This is a genomic window from Deinococcus roseus (assembly GCF_014646895.1).
Classification (GTDB): Bacteria; Deinococcota; Deinococci; order Deinococcales; family Deinococcaceae; genus Deinococcus_C; species Deinococcus_C roseus.
The window spans coordinates 13,916-31,095 of record NZ_BMOD01000034.1 but is presented as its reverse complement, the minus strand read 5'-3'; the positions used below and the strand labels follow the sequence as shown (position 1 = coordinate 31,095).

At 60.7% G+C, this 17,180-nt stretch carries 12 protein-coding genes; 8 read left to right on the top strand and 4 right to left on the bottom strand.

Features of this window, described 5'->3' with window-relative positions:
- Positions 1-83 precede the first annotated feature (83 nt).
- Entirely contained in the window at positions 84-1,340 is a 1,257-nt protein-coding gene (locus IEY52_RS23855; RefSeq protein ID WP_189008148.1) for an ABC transporter substrate-binding protein, read from the bottom strand.
- A gap of 356 nt (positions 1,341-1,696) precedes the next feature.
- Here IEY52_RS23855 and IEY52_RS23850 point away from each other — a divergent pair, with 356 nt between their 5' ends.
- The 8 genes from IEY52_RS23850 to IEY52_RS23815 all read left to right on the top strand — a co-directional run bounded on the left by IEY52_RS23850 (position 1,697) and on the right by IEY52_RS23815 (position 14,234).
- Positions 1,697-2,914, top strand: coding sequence for an ROK family transcriptional regulator (locus tag IEY52_RS23850; protein WP_189008145.1), 1,218 nt, complete (start codon positions 1,697-1,699; stop codon positions 2,912-2,914).
- Between the two features lie 114 nt (positions 2,915-3,028).
- Positions 3,029-4,921, top strand: coding sequence for a putative bifunctional diguanylate cyclase/phosphodiesterase (locus IEY52_RS23845; protein WP_189008142.1), 1,893 nt, complete (start codon positions 3,029-3,031; stop codon positions 4,919-4,921).
- Between the two features lie 201 nt (positions 4,922-5,122).
- The gene (locus tag IEY52_RS23840) at positions 5,123-6,322 is read left to right on the top strand and encodes an ROK family transcriptional regulator (RefSeq protein ID WP_189008139.1); all 1,200 of its coding nucleotides are present in this window, start codon (positions 5,123-5,125) and stop codon (positions 6,320-6,322) included.
- 36 nt (positions 6,323-6,358) lie between these two features.
- Complete coding sequence (locus IEY52_RS23835; protein WP_189008136.1) at positions 6,359-7,789, top strand: extracellular solute-binding protein; 1,431 nt, start codon at positions 6,359-6,361, stop codon at positions 7,787-7,789.
- Between the two features lie 47 nt (positions 7,790-7,836).
- Positions 7,837-8,778, top strand: a complete 942-nt coding sequence (locus IEY52_RS23830; RefSeq protein ID WP_229684948.1) for a carbohydrate ABC transporter permease — start codon at positions 7,837-7,839, stop codon at positions 8,776-8,778.
- Positions 8,775-9,641, top strand: a complete 867-nt coding sequence (locus IEY52_RS23825; protein ID WP_189008133.1) for a carbohydrate ABC transporter permease — start codon at positions 8,775-8,777, stop codon at positions 9,639-9,641. Before IEY52_RS23830 ends, IEY52_RS23825 begins: the two co-directional genes overlap by 4 nt.
- Positions 9,642-9,663: 22 nt before the next feature.
- Positions 9,664-12,522, top strand: coding sequence for a family 78 glycoside hydrolase catalytic domain (locus tag IEY52_RS23820; RefSeq protein ID WP_229684947.1), 2,859 nt, complete (start codon positions 9,664-9,666; stop codon positions 12,520-12,522).
- A gap of 29 nt (positions 12,523-12,551) precedes the next feature.
- On the top strand, positions 12,552-14,234 hold the full coding sequence (locus IEY52_RS23815; RefSeq protein WP_189008130.1) for a glycoside hydrolase family 3 protein: 1,683 nt from the start codon (positions 12,552-12,554) through the stop codon (positions 14,232-14,234).
- Positions 14,235-14,364: 130 nt separating this feature from the next.
- Here IEY52_RS23815 and IEY52_RS23810 read toward each other — a convergent pair whose 3' ends face one another.
- The 3 genes from IEY52_RS23810 to IEY52_RS23800 are packed head-to-tail and all read right to left on the bottom strand — an operon-like array spanning position 14,365 to position 17,128.
- Positions 14,365-14,976 (bottom strand): LutC/YkgG family protein, encoded by a 612-nt coding sequence (locus IEY52_RS23810; RefSeq protein ID WP_229684946.1) that lies wholly within the window; start codon positions 14,974-14,976, stop codon positions 14,365-14,367.
- Positions 14,973-16,388: a LutB/LldF family L-lactate oxidation iron-sulfur protein gene (locus tag IEY52_RS23805; RefSeq protein ID WP_229684944.1), complete on the bottom strand. Its 1,416-nt coding sequence runs from the start codon at positions 16,386-16,388 to the stop codon at positions 14,973-14,975. Before IEY52_RS23805 ends, IEY52_RS23810 begins: the two co-directional genes overlap by 4 nt.
- Positions 16,385-17,128, bottom strand: a complete 744-nt coding sequence (locus IEY52_RS23800; protein WP_189008124.1) for a (Fe-S)-binding protein — start codon at positions 17,126-17,128, stop codon at positions 16,385-16,387. The genes IEY52_RS23805 and IEY52_RS23800 overlap by 4 nt, the downstream gene beginning before the upstream one ends.
- Between the last annotated feature and the right edge of the window lie 52 nt (positions 17,129-17,180).

The following is a 17,180-nucleotide window of genomic DNA, read 5'->3' as shown; positions in this document are numbered from 1 at the left end:
GTCCTTGGGGTCAACACCGAAAAACCCACCCCCTGATGCTTCGGGGGTGGTTGGGGGGCCGGGTGCCTGGGCCCGAAGTCGGTTTACTTGAGTGCGTTTTGCAGTTGCTGCATGTATTCTTCGGGGCTCAGGTCGCCGGTGACCAGGGGTTGCACGTTGTCCCAGGAGACGGCGGTGGCTTTGGCGCTGAACAGGCCTTCCCACCACAGGTAGCCGTTTTTGGCGGCGTTGAGTTTCTTCTGGGTCATGCTGGTGAGTGTGGGGACGTTTTTGGGCATTTTGCTGACTTTGAAGCCGGTGAGCATGCCAAGGTCCGCCATGGATTTGTTGGCGTAGCTGTTGAAGACGTATTTCAGCCAGTTGCCGAGCTGGGCGTCGTTCTGTTTCTGGTTGACGGCGACGGTGAGGCCAGTGTTGATGGACCAGTCGCTGGTGCTGCCTTTGCCGCCGGTGACATTGGGGAGGTTGAAGAAGCCCACGTTGGCGGCGCCGATTTTGTTGCGTTTTTCGTCGTTGAGGTCACGCAACACCCAGCTGCCCATGTAGAACATGGCGGCTTTGCCTTGCAAGAAGGTGTCGACGGCGGTGTCGTAGTCAATGGTGTTGACGCCCTGTCCGAAGTAGCCTTTTTTGCCCATGTCTTGCACCACCCGGGCGGCTTCGATGAAGCCGGGGTCGGTGAGTTTGAGGGTGCCGGCTTTGACGCGGTCCATCACGTCTGCGCCGTACTTGCGGGCCGCGTATCCACCGATCAGGCGGGTCAGCGGCCATTTCTGGTCGCCGGAGGCGGAGAAAGGTTGGATGCCTTTGGCTTTGAATTTTTCGGCGGCCGACATCATTTCATCCCAGGTTTTGGGTTCTTTGATGCCACTCTCTTTGAAGAGTTTTTTGTTGTACCAGATGCCTTCGATGTTGAGTTCCAGGGGCAGGCCGAGGAGTTTGCCATCGGTGAGCTTTTTGTTGATGTTGACGGCCACGGGGTTGAGTTTGTTGTAGATGCCGAGTTTCTTGAAGGTGGCTTCGAGGTCGGCCACTTCGCCTTTGTTGTAGAGCTGCACCAGCAGGGTGGGTTCGCTGATGGAGTAGAGGGTGGGGAGGTTGCCCGAGTTGGCGAGCAGTTGCAGTTTCTGGGTGCCGTTGGTGGTGTTGTTCTGGTACTCGTAGACCACGCTGGGGGTTTTCTGCTGGTATTCTTTGGCGAGGTCGCTGATGATGCGGGTGTAGCCGACGTCTTCGTTTTGTCCGGACAGGAAGGTGACGGTTTTCTTCTGGGCGCTGGCGGTGCTGGTCATGCCGATGAGCAGCAGGGCGGAAAGGGCGGTGAGGGTTGCTTTTTTCATCTGGGGGTCTCCTCCGGGGTCACCAGGGTCAGTCCAGCCTGCCTTGCTGCGGACCCGATGGGGTCCGCCGTTTGGTGTGCTGCAAGGGCAGGAGGAACCCTGCGGTTTCCTCGACTTGTGAAGTAAGCACACATTAACACCTGGATCTCGATTGGTCAATACTCACTCACTGAGTCAACGTATACAAATGAAAAGCTTGAAGAGGGCGCTTCCAGATCTGCCAATTGCCTCCGCACCCAGGCAGCAGAAAGACCAGATCTACAACAAATTCCAGGATGTTCTGCCCACACATTGACCCGGCTTCAGAAAGCATGGTATGTTGCTTTCACTCAGTTTATGAGTCAAACGGAGCTTCCATGACAGTGAACAAAGGCGATCCCAGGGCCCTGCGCACCCAGAACCGGCGCACCATCCTCAACCACCTCCGCAAACTGGGCCCCACCAGCCGGGCACAACTTGTTGACATCACCGGACTGAGCAGTGCGGGCATCACCGGCATCACCGCCGAACTGATCCAGGACCGCCTGATTGTGGAACGCTCCATCGGGGAAGCCGGGGCCACGGGCGGCAGACGACCCATCTACCTGGACATCGACTACACCGCCCATTTCGCAGTGGGCATCAAACTCCGCGAAGACCGCATGGAGGCCGTCCTCACCGACCTTTCCACCCGGGTGCTGGCCCACCGTACCGAAGAACTCACCAGCCAGGACCCGGACAAAGTGGCCTTGCAGATCAAAGTGGCCTGCAAGAAACTCTACAAAAAAGCCAGGGTGGCCCCTGAGGATGTGCTGGGGATTGGCATTGGCCTCAGTGGGGTGATTGACGCCCGCCATGGGGTGGCCATCAACGCCCCCCTGTTCGGCTGGAGCAACGTCCCGATCGCACAGACCGTCAGCGAGCACACCGGCCTTCCCGTGTGGGTGGACAACGACGTGAACGCCTTTGCAGCCGCTGAACGGCTGTTCGGCCATGGCAAGCAATTTGACAGCTTCCTCACCGTGGCCATTGGCCGGGGACTCGGCTCCGCTCTGGTGCTGGACGGGAACATCTACCGGGGCAGAAATGGCGGAGCCGGAGAATTCGGCCACAACATGGTGCAGCCCGGCGGCCGGACCTGCAGTTGCGGACGGAAAGGCTGCCTGGAAGCCTACACCGCTGAACCCGCCTTGCTGGCCCAGTTCCAAGAACGCCACCCGGAGCACACCGGCATCACCTTGCCGAACCTGGTGCAACTCGCCCAGGACGGCCACATGGGGGCGCGTGAAGTGCTGGAAACCGCAGGTCGCCTGCTGGGCGTTCACCTCTCTTACCTGGTGAACAGCTTCAACCCTGAGCTCATCGTCATCGGTGGGGAAGGGGCACAACTCGGTCCGTTTTACTTCACCCCCCTCAAACAGACCCTCAGACAGCAGGCGTTTGACTCCCTCGCCGAGGACCTGCAGGTGGTGGTGGTGCCCTGGAACAAGGACGACTTCACCCCCTGGGCGCAGGGAGCGGCCAGCCTCGCGGTGCACAGTGCCTTTGAGACCGGAGAAGTCGTCAAGACCTTGCAGTCCAGACCCAACCCCTGAACTTCGGGCCGAACCCTTACAGCATTTGGTTCCCGCGCAGCAAGAGTTCTGTGCTGGGTGAAAAAGTACCTTTGGAACAACCCCGGATGCTGCGAGGCACCCCAGGAGGTCCATGTGAACCAAAAGGCTGCTTTTTACAGCTCCAAACGCTTTATCTTCTTGCTGCTGGGCGGAATCAACGCGGTGGTGGGATGGCTGCCTTTGCTGGAAGCCTCCCAGATGCCGGTCATCTCCCGCACCCTGATCACCCTCAATCCCCTCCTGTACCTCTTTTTGTTTCTGGTGTACTGGAGGTGGCCCCGCCTGGAGCCTCTGTACGTGTGGGGCAATGCGGTGCTGTCCGTGGTGATGCCCCTGTTGCTGATCACCCTGGACCTGCTCAACCACCCAGACAACCTGGACGTCACCAGCCACGTCATTTACATCCCCCTCTTTTACATCACCACCTTGATTTTCCTGGGGCTCAAACGGGGCCTGGTGGCCACCGGGATGGTGTTTGTGGGGGCCAGCACCCTGCTTCTCTCCCATTACCTTCCTCACGTGGCTGAACTGCAAGGCCTGCAACTCGTTTATTTCAAAATGGTCATCAAGTTTTGCATTGCCAGCCTGATGGGCATTGCCTTCCTGACCGCCATGACCCTGTTCAATGAAAACCAGGTGCGGGGCCGGGTCACTGCGGAACTCACCGCTGAACTGGCCCTCAAAGACACCCTCACTGGACTGGACTCCAGAAAGCTGTTCCATGAGCGGCTGGAAGGGGCCTTGCTGCGTGCCCAGCGCAACCGGGAGTCGTTTGTGGTGATGTTCATTGACCTGGATTACTTCAAGCAAGTCAACGACCGTTTTGGGCATCAGGCGGGGGATGAGGTGCTGAGGCAGTTTGCGGACCGCATCCGCCAGGCGGTGCGCAAGTCGGACGCGGTGGCCCGCCTCAGTGGGGATGAATTTGCCATCATCGCCCATGAGGCCGGGCTGGAGGATGCGACCCTGCTGGGGGACAAAATCATGGCAAGCCTGGAAGCCCCTTTGACGGTCCTGGGAGAGCCCCATCCGGCTTCTGCCAGCATTGGCATCAGTGTGTACCAGGAGCATGGCAAAACCGCCAGTGCGTTGCTGGTGGCTGCCGATCAGGCGATGTACCAGAGCAAAATCCATGGCCGGGGCCGGTACACGGTGTACTGTGCGGATGCCCAGCAGGGCAGTGAAGGCATCAGCCGCACGGTGCTGGAAAGGGAGTTGCAGCATGCGGTGGAGCAAAAAGCCATCCATTTGCATTACCAGCCCATCTACCAGGGAGAGGGGCAGGATTTGGTGGGCATGGAAGCCCTGGCCCGCTGGAACCACCCCACCCTCGGTTGGGTTCCCCCGGAGGTGTTCATTCCTGTGGCCGAGGACACCGGTGTGGTGGTGGAACTGGGCCGGCAGCTCTTGCTGGAAGCCTGCACCCACAACAAACGCTGGGAGGAGCGGGGTCTGGTGGTGAGCGTGAATGTCTCCCCGGTGCAGTTCAACCGGTCGGATTTCGTGCAGACGGTGCAGCAGGTGTTGCAATGGACCGGTTTGCCTGCCCACCTGTTGGAGTTGGAGCTCACCGAACGGACGGTGCTGCATGAGGGGGCCAGGGAAAGCCTGCAGGCTTTGCAGTCCCTGGGGGTGCGGGTGTCCCTGGATGATTTCGGCAGCGGTTATTCTTCCCTGTCCCGTTTGCAGGACCTGCCGATTTCGGGGTTCAAAATCGACCGCAAGTTCATTCAGGACATCACCGGCCGGGATCCCCTCAAAGGCAGCCGCCAGCTGATTCAGGTGGTGGTGCAACTGGCCCGGGTGATGAACCTCAAGGTGGTTGCAGAAGGTGTGGAAACCCAGGTGCAACTGGAGACCGTGCTCGGCAGTGGGTGTGAGTGCATTCAGGGCCATTTGCTGTCTGATTCCCTGCCGCCTGAGCAATTCGAACGGTTGTTGCAGAAGGCGGAGGGTGGTGTTGTGCCTTTTTTGGGGCAGGCATGATTTCACGGCATTGCTGTGCTGCACAGGTGTTTCATCTGCGGCGGATCCCTTGACCACTCAGTTACAGTTCAGAAACATGATGTAAAACCCACTTTTCGAGCAGGTGCCCACACCTGGATGGTTGACTAAGTGGCTGAGTAAACCCTACAATCTGGTTAGTTCAAAAAAGAAAACAACCAACAGAAGGACAGGGATCACCCCATGAAACAGCCCCAACCCAAAGGTGACCAGAGCTACCTGCGTGCCCACAACCGCAGCCGCGTCCTCAACCACCTCCGCACCCACGGAGCCACCACCCGCACCCAGCTCGCCCAGTCCACCGGCCTCAGCAACACCGCCATCTCCATCCTCACCGGTGAACTGCTCGACGAAGGCCTGATCCTCGAAACCAGCATCGGCCAGGCCAGCCAGCAAGGGGGACGCAAACCCATCTTCCTGGACATCCACTACCAGGCCCACCTCCTGATCGGCCTCAAAGTCATCCCCGAACGCATCGACGCGGTGCTCACCGACTTCGCCACCACCGTGCTCACCCACCACACCGAACCCCTCACCGACCACAACCCCGAACACGTCGCCCACAGCATCGAACGCATCGCCCGGCACTTCATCGTCACCCAGGGCCTCAACCCCACCCAGATCAAAGGCATCGGGGTGGCCCTCCCCGGCATCATCGACACCCACCAGGGCCTCGCCATCCACACCCCCTCCCTCACCGGACACCACATCCCCCTGGCCCAGATGGTCCAGCGCCTCACCGGACTCCCCACCGTCATCGACAACGACATCAACACCTTCGCGGTGGCCGAACGCCTCTACGGGCACGGCAAAAACAGCCAGAACTTCCTGGTGATCGGCAACGGCAACGGACTCGGCGCAGCCCTGGTGCTGGACGGACAGATCCACACCGGAAAAAACGGAGGGGCCGGAGAATTCGGCCACAACACCGCCGTGCTGCACGGCCGGACCTGCAGCTGCGGACGCAAAGGTTGCCTGGAAGCCTACGTCAGCGAACCCGCCCTCTTGCAGCAATACCACGAACTCCACCCCACCAAAACCGAATCGGTCACCAGCATCGAAAACCTCATCGACCTCGCCCAGCACCCCCACACCCCCGCCCACCGCCTGTTCACCCGGGCCGGACACCTGCTGGGACTTCACCTCAGCTACCTGGTCAACACCTACAGCCCGGAACTCATCGTCTTCGGAGGAGAAGCCGTGCGCCTCGGAGACCCCTTCTTCCACCCCATGCAGCAAGCCCTCCAGACGCACAGCTTCACCCCATACGGCCAGGACACCCCCCTCATCCTGGTGCCCTGGAACACCCAGGACTTCACCCACTGGGGCAGGGGAGCCGCCAGCCTCGCCGCCCAGCACGCCTTCGCCCAGCCCCGCGCCTGAACCCCCACCCCCTGAGCTCCACAGAAAGGACACACCATGCCCACCTCCCGTTCCCTCCGCTCCCTGACCCTCAGCCTGCTGCTCCTCACCGGTGTGGCCTCCGCCCAGAAATGGACGGGCACCATCACCGTGCGGCCCAGCGCCAACCTCACCCCCAACAGCACCCTCCCCAACAGCATCAAACTCACCGGCCTGCGCGACATTGCCGACAATTACGAAAAAAGCCACCCCGGCATCAAAATCAAATTCGTCGACATCCCCAACGACAACTTCAACACCCTGGTCCGGGCCAAAGCCGCCAGCGGAGAACTCTACGACATCTTCTCCACCAACTGGTACGAACTGCTCGGCAACCTCCCCGAAGGCATCGCCCTGGACCTGAGGCCTTACTTCGCCAAAAAGAGCCCCTACGCCCCCAATGCCAAAACCTGGGGGGACGCCCTCAACAAAACCATCAACGGGGCCATGAGCGGCCCGGACGGCTCGATTTACACCCTCAACGGGGACTGGGTGGCCACCAGCTTCTACTACAACCCCACCCTCTTCAAAAAAGCCCGCATCCAGCGCGAACCCCGCACCTGGCAGGACCTGATCAGCGCCGCCAAAAAACTCAAGGCCGCAGGGATCCCCGTCGGCACCGGCGTCCCCATCTACTCCTGGTACCAGCGCCTGTTCCTCACCAACTTCTACGCCAAAGACTACGGTGAACTGCAGAGTCCCGACCACATCCCCGGCATGTCCGCCCTCGACCAGGCCGTGGCCATCAAAAAAGGCATCCTCTCCACCAAAGACGCCCGCTTCATGGCCTGGTGGCCGATCCTCAAAGAATTCACCGACTACTGGAACAAAGACTTCTTCACCACCCTCCCTTTCAACAGCGCCGACACCAGCATCCAGGACTTCATTGGCGGCCGCGCTGCCATGATCTACAACGGCAGCTGGACCGGACCTCAACTTAACCAGGCCGGCATGAAATGGGAAGCCTTCAACTTCCCCCTGGTCAACAAAAACGTCACCCGGTACTCCACGAACCTCAACACCGCCGGCCAGGTTGGTGGACCACAAGGCAACTACCAGTGGCAAGTTGCATCCCCCAAAGCCAACAAATCCCTCTCCGAAAAAGGCAAACTCGACGCGGTGATCGACTTCCTGATGTACCTCGGCAGCCCCCGGGTTGCTGAAACCGTCATCAACGAAAGCCCCAGCAACGTCCCCACCATCCCCGGCGCGAAAGCCGCCCCCGGCACCGACCTGCTGCTCGAGCAATCCGAAACCAAACTCACCCCGGTGTGGCTGGACAGCGTCTCCTCCTCCCTCGACCAGGACATGCAACGCACCTTCGGGCTGTACCTCACCGGCTCGATTGACCTGCAAACCGCCACCAACCAGGTGCAAGCCAACCTCGACAAGGCCCTCAGGGACTTCGAACGGGAAAACGGCGTCATCGACCTCAAGAAATACCAGTGAGTGAACCCGCCCGGGAGGGGTGAACGCCCCTCCCCCCAAGGAGCCCCATGAAGAACATCACCCCCACCCTCGTCCAGAAAAAACCCACCAGGGACACCCACCCCATCGCCCACCTGCTGGGCAAGTTGTGGAAAGGCCGCCTGGGACTCCTGTTCGTCTTGCCTGCCTTCCTGTTTTTGGGGGTGTTTTTCTACTACCCTGCCTGGACGGCACTCTCCGGGGCATTCACCGACTGGGACGGCTTCAACACCCCCCGATTCGTGGGCCTTGAGAACTTCCAGCGGGTGTTCAGCGACCCCGTGATGGGCCAGGCCGCCCTCAACAACCTGATTTACGCCGCCGTCACCATCGTCATCCACACCCTGTTCCCCTTCCTGGCCGCCGAACTGATCTTTGCCCTCAAAAACCACTTCTCCCAGTACCTGTACCGCAGCATGTTCGTGATCCCCCTGGTGGTCCCCACCGTGGTGATGATCCTCTTGTGGATGTACTTCTACAAAACCGAAGGCACCGTCAACCAGATCCTGAACTTCCTGCACCTCCAGAACCTCACCCACACCTGGCTGGCCGAACCCGCCACCGCCCTCGGTGCGATCATCCTGATGGGCTTCCCCTACGTGATCCCCTTCAACCTGCTGCTGCTCTACACCGGGCTGCAAAGCATCCCCGGGGAAGTCTACGAAGCCGCCGAAATTGACGGGTGCACCCCCTGGCGCAGGATTTTCTCCATCGACATCCCCCTGCTCCTCCCCCAATTCAGCCTGATCCTCATGCTCACCATCATCGGCTCAACCCAGAACATCCTCGCCCCCCTGGTGATGACCAACGGAGGACCCGGCTACTCCACCACCCTCCCCGCCCTCTACATGTACAACACCGGCGTGCAGTACGGACAGTTCGGCTACAGCATGGCCCAGTCCTTCGTGCTGTTCCTGGTCACCGCCCTGTTCAGCGTGATCTCCCAGATTGCCCAGAGGAGAAACCAATGAGACGCTCCGTCACCGCCACCACCCAAAGCCGGACCCGCAAAGCCAACGTCCAGGACCTCCCCAAACACCTCGTGCTGGCCTTCCTGGCCCTCGCCAGCCTCTTCCCGATGTACTTCGTGCTGACCAACTCCTTCAAGAACCTCGGTGAGTTCTCCCAGAACCTGCTCTCCCTCCCCACCACCCTCCGCTGGGAGAATTACCTCACCGCCTGGCAGGTCGTCGACGGGCCCCTGTGGAACTCCACCTTCATCTCGGTGATGAGCGTGCTGGGCATCCTGCTCGTCGGCTCGGTGGCCGCCTACGCCTTCGCACGGCTCTACATTCCCGGCAAGAACGTCCTGTACGTGATGGTGCTGCTGCTTCTGTTCATTCCCAGCTTCCTCACCCTGATCCCCCTGTACCTGCAACTCAAAAAATTCGGGCTGGGCGACAACCACTGGGGCCTCATCCTCACCTACATCGCCGCCGGACAGGCCTTTTGCATCCTGGTGATGCGCAACTACTTCCAGGGCCTCCCCAGAGAACTCTTCGAAGCAGCCCACATCGACGGGGCCAGCGACCTGCAAATCTTCACCCAGATTGCCCTGCCGCTCTCCGTTCCCGCCCTGATCAGCGTCGGCATCATCAGCTTCATCCCCGTGTGGAACGACCTGCTGCTCCCCCAACTGGTGCTCAGCCGCGAAACCCAGACGGTCACCATGGCCCTGGTCGGCTTCCAGAACGGCGGCAGCAGCGCACAAAGCACCGCCTTCGGACCCCTCATGGCCGGCTACGTGCTCGCCAGCCTCCCCCTGGTGCTGATTTTCTCCACCCTGATGCGCTACTACATCAACGGCATCACCAGCGGCGCCGTCAAAGGCTGAACCCAAACCCCAGGAGCGTCCCATGACCCGATCCCACCCCCACCCTCCCACCGTCAACCCGGACCGCCCCAGCATGACCACCATCACCGGCTTCCACGCAGAACACCACCCCCAGGCCCACCCCGGCTTGGGGACCGGCCAACCCCGCCTCTCCTGGAAGACCCACACCGAAACATCCCACTGGCTGCAAACCCACTTCGAAATCGAAGCGGTCTTTGCAAACGGAGAACACCACACCACCGGACAGGTTTCCGGAAGGGAATCGGTGTTGGTCGACTGGCCGTTCCGGCCCCTGAAGTCCCGCGAAAAAGTCACCTTGCAGGTCCGAACCACTGGAAACGATGGGCATCCCTCCGAATGGAGTGCCCCCCTCACCCTGGAAGCCGGACTGCTTGAGAGCGAGGACTGGACCGCCCAGATGGTCGGTCCACGAAGGGAAGAAGACCCCCAGACACCTGGACCGGCCCCCCTGCTGAGGAAACACTTCAACCTCCCCGGCCACCCGCGCCTTGCACGGCTGTACATCACCAGCCTGGGGTTGCACGACACCCGCATCAACGGACAGAGGGTCAGCGATCAACTGTTCTCGCCAGGCTGGACCAGCTACACCACCCGCCTGAGGTACCACACCTTCGACGTCACCGGACTGCTGAAAAAGGGTGAAAATGCCATCGGAACGATGCTTGGAAACGGCTGGTACCGGGGCAGGCTCGGTTTTGGAGGCGGAAGACGCAACCTTTATGGCAACACCCTGGGCCTGCTCGCGCAACTCGAAGTCGAACTGGAAACCGGTCAAACCGTCACCCTCACCACCGATGACAGCTGGACGTGGAGTGAAGGGCCGATTCAGTTCGACGACATTTACGACGGGGAACGCTACGACGCCCGCAAAGAACAGCCGGGGTGGGACACAGCAGATTTTGACGACCAGGGCTGGAAGAATGTGCAGACCCTGCCGTTCAACTTCACCACCCTGGTCGCCCCCGAAGGCCCACCCGTGCGCAGGATCGAATCCGTGAAAGTGCAAGAGGTGATCCAGACCCCATCAGGCAAAACAGTGCTGGACTTCGGACAGAACCTGGTTGGCTGGCTGAACATCAAAGTGCGAGGCGAGAGGGGCCACACCGTGACCCTCAGGCACGCTGAAGTGCTCGAGAACGGCGAACTGGGCATCAGGCCCCTCAGGCATGCTGCGAACACCGACACCTACACCCTGAAAGGAAACGGGGTGGAAGTGTATGAGCCCCACTTCACTTTTCACGGGTTCCGGTACGCCCAGATCGAGAACTGGCCAGGGGAACTGAACCCTGCAGACATTGAGGCGGTGGTGGTGCACAGTGACTTGGAGCGGACCGGGTGGTTTGAGTGCTCGGACCCCCTGATCAACCAGTTTCACCAAAACGTGGTGTGGGGGATGCGGGGGAACTTTCTGGATGTGCCGACCGACTGCCCGCAACGGGATGAACGCATGGGCTGGACCGGAGACATTCAGGCTTTTGCGCCCACAGCAAGTTTCCTGTATGACACCCGGGGGTTTTTGAGTTCGTGGCTGAGGGACCTGCAGGCCGAACAGTCCCCTGAAGGGGTCGTGCCTTTCGTGGTGCCCAACGTGCTGGAGTTCGGTTTGAGCCCGGTGGCGGCCTGGAGCGATGCAGCGACCATCGTGCCGTGGACGCAGTACCAGCGGTTCGGTGACACGGGCATCCTCAAACAGCAGTTTGAGAGCATGAAACGCTGGGTGGATTGCCTGGTTGCGCTCACCGGGGAGCGCAAACTGTGGGACATGGGCTTCCAGTATGGGGACTGGCTGGACCCGGACGCCCCGCCGGAGCGTCCAGAGAACGCCAAGACCCCGGCTGCCGTGGTGGCCACGGCGTATTTTGCCCGCAGTGCCCAGATTGTGGCGGACGCCGCACGGGTGCTCGGACGGGACACCGACCAGGTGAAATACAGCCAGCTGGCCCAGCAGGTGAGAGACGCCTTCCAGCGGGAGTACGTCACCCCTTCGGGTCGGGTGCTGGGGGACGCCACCACCGCATACAGCCTGGCCCTGGAGTTCCAGCTGATCAACGATGGGCAACAGCGGCAGCTGGCTGGGAGGCGGCTCGCGGACCTGGTGCGGGTCAGCAAGCACCACATCAGCACCGGGTTTGTGGGCACCCCAATCATCTGTGACGCGTTGTGCAGCGTCGGTGAAGTGGAGACTGCCCACCTGCTCTTAACCCAGACGGAGTGCCCTTCGTGGCTATACCCGGTGACGATGGGGGCCACCACGGTGTGGGAACGCTGGGACAGCATGCTGCCGGACGGAACCATCAACCCTGGAGAAATGACTTCGTTCAACCATTACGCCCTCGGTGCGGTGGCGGATTTCTTGCACCGCTGTGTGGCAGGGTTGGCCCCTGCAGGGCCCGGCTACCGAGAAATCAGGTTCCAACCTCAGGTGCAAGGAAAGTTCACTTCTGCTGCCGCCACCTTCGACTCCCCTTACGGCCGGGTAGAATCCCGATGGAAGGTGGAGGGAGGCACGTTGGAATGCACGGTGATCCTGCCCCCGAACACCACCGGCACGGTGCATTTGCCTGCAAGGGATGCCATCATGGTGGGAAGCGGCACCCACCACTTTCAGCTGGCCCTCCCGCAAACCCAGCCCCCCCGCCTCACCTGGCACACCCGGGTGCGGGACCTGCTCGACCAGCGTGAATCGTACCGGGGGTTTTTGCGGGTGCTCGGCAGCCACTCAGAGGACGCCGTGAGGCACTTTGATTCGGGCACGGCAGGGATCCTCAATTTCACCCTGGAGCAAGCGGTGCCTCCGGTGCCCAACCAGCAACCGCTCCGTGAGCGGATCCAGCAGTGGCTGGACCAGCACAACCCATGACCCACCCAATGGACACTGGAAAGGAAAACATGAACACCCAGACCCTTGCTGATTTGAAGCACCTGACCCTCAAACCGTTCTTCCTGGACGATGCCGCCCTGCAATGGGTGCAAGACACCTTCTCCCAGATGAAAACCTCCACCAAACTGGCCCAGCTCCTGATGCCACTGGTGGTGCCCCCCAGCCCGCAGGTGCTGCACGAATGGCTGGAACTGGAAATCAACAACGTGTTCCTCATGACCGGTTTGCCTCCAGAACTGTTGCGGCTGCTCACCACCACCATGCAGCAAAACAGCAAAATTCCAGCGTTGGTTGCCGGAGACCTGGAGTTCAGTGAACTCGGCACCATCGGCGGGGAGTGGGGCACAGCCCTGCCGAACCTGATGGGTGTGGCTGCCACTGGACAGGTGCGCAGTGCGGAACAGACCGCCCGCCTTGCGGCGCGAGAAGGACGGTACTGTGGATTCAACTGGTCGTTCACCCCGGTGCTGGACCTCAACTTGAATTTTCAGAGTGCCATCGTCAATTCCCGCGCCTTCGGGGAGGACCCACAGAAGGTCACCGGGTTCGGTCAGGCGTACATCCAGGCCATGCAAGAAGAAGGCATGGCGGCCTGCGCCAAACACTGGCCAGGAGATGGGGTGGACGACCGGGACCAGCACCTCGTCACCTCGGTGAACAGCCTGAGCCTTGATGCCTGGAACAGCAGTTTCGGGAACCTGTACCGCAGCATGGTGGACCTCGGGGTGCTCACGGTGATGGGTGGGCACATCTCCTTTCCGGCTTACCAGCAGGGGAGGGCAGGGGAAAGGAGCGCCGCCGGGCACTTCCTGCCCGCCACCCTCTCAAAAGCACTGAATGTGGATTTGCTGCGGGAAGAACTGGGCTTCAATGGGGTGATCACTTCGGACGCTTCGATGATGGCGGGCTTCACCTCCCACGGTGAACGGCGCATCACCGTGCCACAGTGCATTGAAAACGGCTGCGATTTGTTGCTCTTCCCGGGGGACGTGAAAACCGAACTGGGGTACTTGCGTGACGCCGTGGAAGACGGCAGGCTCAGCATGCGGCGGGTGGATGAGGCGGTCTTGCGCATCCTGGCCCTCAAAGCCCACCTGGGGTTGCACCTGTCACGGGACCTTCCCGGAGAGGACCAGATGCAATCCCTGTACCACACCGAACAGCACCAGGGATGGGCCAGGGAGATCGCTGAAGGTTCCGTGACCCTGGTGCGGGATCTGCAGGGCCTGCTGCCCCTCCAACCCCAAACCCACCGGCGGGTGCTGGTCATCCAGGACCCAGAACGCAAAGACTCCCTGCTTTCTCCCCTCAAGCCCCTGGAGGTGCAAGGACTGCTGCAACAGGCAGGCTTTGAGGTGACCGTGTACGACGTGAACACCCGCGTCTCACGCGAAGACTTCGATGTGCTCATTTACCTGCTGGCCGACGAAGGGGCGATGCTCAAAGACACCCTGCGCATCCCCTGGGCGGCCCTGCACGGCAACCGCCTGCGGGCCATGGAACGCCACTGGCACACCCTGCCCACGGTGGTGGTGTCGTTTGGGAACCCGTACCACCTCTTTGAAGTTCCGGAATGCCAGACGTACGTGAACGCCTACAGCCCGGTGCTGCCTGTCCAGCAAGCGGTGGTCCTGGCCCTGACCGGGCAAGTGCCCTTCCGGGGGGTCAGCCCAGTGCAACTGCCCGAATGAACACCACCGATGAAACCCCCTGCCAGCGAAGGCAGGGGGTTTTTGATGGTCAGCGCAGCCCTGCGTTGGGCAGGGCCTCAAAAAAACACGCCTGGCAAACCAGGCGCTTCAAGGGGAGCGTGCAGGTGGGTCAACCCACCACAAGGACATCCAGGGTTCTGGGTCCATGTACCCCCTCCACGCGGACCAGTTCAATGTCACTGGTGGCACTCGGACCACTGATCCAGGTGAGGGGCAACCCGGCCTGAACGCTCGGCTCCAGGGTTGTGGTGGCCTCAAACACCCCCTGCACCACCTGATCCCTGAAGACGATGCAAATGTGGTGGTCGGGAATCAGGCTGATGATGCGCCTTCCCTGCCTGACTGCCGAGTCCAGCACGATCGTCCCGGTGTCACTGATGCCCAGTTTGCACCCGGTGATGACCACCTCTTGTTGCTTCAAGGTGTTCAAGGACAGGTCCGGGGTGTCCCGGATGAGGGTCAGCCCTTCTGGCAACCATTCCACCGGCAGGTCTGCAGGGATCACCACACGGGTCTGACCCTGCAGGAACCGCTGGATCAGCGCGGGGAGCAGTGCCAGATCCTGGGTCCGTTCCACCCTGGCCTTGTAGTCTTCCACATGCTCCAGAAAACGGGCAAGCACCTCCTCATCGGTGCGTCTGGGTCTCTCGGGGTAAGCAGGAAGAGGGGTGACCGCAGCACGTTTCTTTGCCCTCACGGCTTTTAAGATCTGCTCTTTCACTGTCCCTCCTCCTTCCACCATTCCCGGAAGGATTTGCCTGGCAATTCAGGCAGGTCACGGGAATGGGTCCAGCCCGAAAGCAAACCGGGCAGGGCCGTGAATTTGCCATCCCTGGTCAGGGGTCCCTGCCCAATGCGCCCAAGTTTCAAAGCCCCCTCAAAACGGTGGGGCTCACTCATCACCCACAGCATGCTCTTCAAAGCCAGGGATTCCAGGGTGGTGCCTTTCTTCTCGGTGACTTTCCCACGCAGGTAGATCAGCACCTCTGGGATGTTGATTTTGACCGGGCAGGCGTCATAACACGCCCCGCACAGAGATGAGGCGTAAGGCAAGGTGTTGGCCTTGTCATCCTTCATGTCCAACAACTGCGGGGTCAGGATCGCACCGATGGGACCAGGATAAACACTCCCATAAGCGTGACCTCCAGCCCGCTCATACACCGGGCACACGTTCAGGCAGGCCGAACAGCGAATGCATTTGAGGGACTGGGCACCCACCTCATCTTTGAGGACCTCGGTGCGGCCATTGTCCAGAAGCACCAGATGGAATTCCTTCGGACCATCGTTTTCCCTGACCCCGGTCCACATGCTGTTGTAGGGGTTCATGCGCTCTGCGGTCGAGGAACGGGGCAGCATCTCCAGAAAGACCGCCAGGTCCTCCCACCTGGGGAGCACCTTTTCAATGCCCATGATGGAGACCAGCACCTCGGGAAGGGTTAGGCACATGCGTCCGTTGCCTTCCGATTCCACAATGCACACGGTACCGGTCTCTGCGATGGCAAAGTTTGCTCCGGACACCGCCATCTTCACACTGAAGAATTTTTCCCGCAAGTAAGTGCGGGCCGCTCCTGCAATCTGCACAGGTTCGTCGGTCTCCAGGCCCGCACCCAGGGTTTCATTGAAGAGGTCTTTCACTTCCGCGCGGTTTTTGTGAATGGCCGGGACCAGAATGTGGCTGGGCCGGTCATGGGAGAGTTGCACGATCAGTTCCGCCAGATCGGTCTCGATGGCCGCGACCCCCCGGCCCTGCAGAAAGTCGTTCAGTTCGATTTCGTCGGTGGTGATGCTCTTGATCTTGATGACTTCTTTTGCCTGGTGCTGCAGGGCAATCTTTGCGACGATCTCGCGGGCCTCCTGGGCATTGGAGGCCCAGTGCACCTGTCCGCCGGCCTTGTGGACGCTTTCTTCAAGCTGCAGAAGGTAAGTGTCCAGGTTCTCCAGCACGTGCTGTTTGATCCCGGAGGCCACCTCACGGAGTTCCTCCCAGTTCTCCACTTCAGAGACCACCCGGCTGCGTTTGTCCCGAATGGCCGTCGTGACGTGCCGGAGGTTTCTGCGCATCTGGGTGTTGGACAGGGTGTCGTGCGCAGCGTCCACAAAGGTTTTCTGTGGGTGGATGCCCCCCCCGCTCACCGGAGCACCTGACCTTCAGTGCTGGCCAGAATCTCGGCGTAATGCACGGTCCGGGTGCCGCTCTGCATTCTGGAGAGTCCCCCTCCGATGTGCAGCAGGCAGGAGTTGTCTCCTGCTGTGCAGGCTTCCGCCCGGGTCTGCATGATGCTGGAGGCCTTATCTGAAAGCATGGCGGTGCTGGTCTCCGCGTTTTTCACCGCAAAAGTGCCCCCGAAACCACAACACTGGTCTTTGTTGGGCAACTCCAGCAGTTCCAGGCCCCGCACGTTCCGCAGGAGCTTCAGAGGCGCTTCCCCCACCCTCAGCACCCTTGCAGCGTGGCAGGTCGGATGGTAGGTGACTTTGTGGGGGTAGTACGCCCCCACGTCTTCCACCTCGAGCACATTCACAATGAATTCGGAAAGTTCAAAGGTCTTCTCGGCCAGTTTCTGAACCTCTGCCAGCAACTGATGGTCCCCGGCCCACTCTGCGGCCCTGGGGTACAGGTCGCGGATCATGGCGACGCAACTTCCTGACGGGGCCACGATCACCTCACTGTCCTGGAAATCCTGGACAAACTTGCGGATCAGGACCAGGGCGTCTTTCTGGTAACCGGTGTTGAAGTGCATTTGACCGCAACAGGTCTGGTGGGCATTGAAGTGCACCTCCTGCCCGAGGCGCCTGAGCAGCTCAACGGTGGCCTTGCCGGTCTGGGCAAAGAGTGCGTCGTTCAGGCAGGTGATGAACAAATCGACTTTCATGCTTTCACTCCTTGGGAGAAAGAAAGCCTCCTGAACAGGAGGCTGGTGGGTC

What these genes read in the sequence shown, in the direction of transcription:
- IEY52_RS23830 (WP_229684948.1), top strand. Translation starts at nt 7,837, where the DNA reads ATGAAGAACATCACCCCCACCCTCGTCCAGAAAAAACCCACCAGGGAC.
- IEY52_RS23825 (WP_189008133.1), top strand. Translation starts at nt 8,775, where the DNA reads ATGAGACGCTCCGTCACCGCCACCACCCAAAGCCGGACCCGCAAAGCC.
- IEY52_RS23840 (WP_189008139.1), top strand. Translation starts at nt 5,123, where the DNA reads ATGAAACAGCCCCAACCCAAAGGTGACCAGAGCTACCTGCGTGCCCAC.
- IEY52_RS23850 (WP_189008145.1), top strand. Translation starts at nt 1,697, where the DNA reads ATGACAGTGAACAAAGGCGATCCCAGGGCCCTGCGCACCCAGAACCGG.
- IEY52_RS23815 (WP_189008130.1), top strand. Translation starts at nt 12,552, where the DNA reads ATGAACACCCAGACCCTTGCTGATTTGAAGCACCTGACCCTCAAACCG.
- IEY52_RS23820 (WP_229684947.1), top strand. Translation starts at nt 9,664, where the DNA reads ATGACCCGATCCCACCCCCACCCTCCCACCGTCAACCCGGACCGCCCC.
- IEY52_RS23835 (WP_189008136.1), top strand. Translation starts at nt 6,359, where the DNA reads ATGCCCACCTCCCGTTCCCTCCGCTCCCTGACCCTCAGCCTGCTGCTC.
- IEY52_RS23800 (WP_189008124.1), bottom strand. Translation starts at nt 17,128, where the DNA reads ATGAAAGTCGATTTGTTCATCACCTGCCTGAACGACGCACTCTTTGCC.
- IEY52_RS23855 (WP_189008148.1), bottom strand. Translation starts at nt 1,340, where the DNA reads ATGAAAAAAGCAACCCTCACCGCCCTTTCCGCCCTGCTGCTCATCGGC.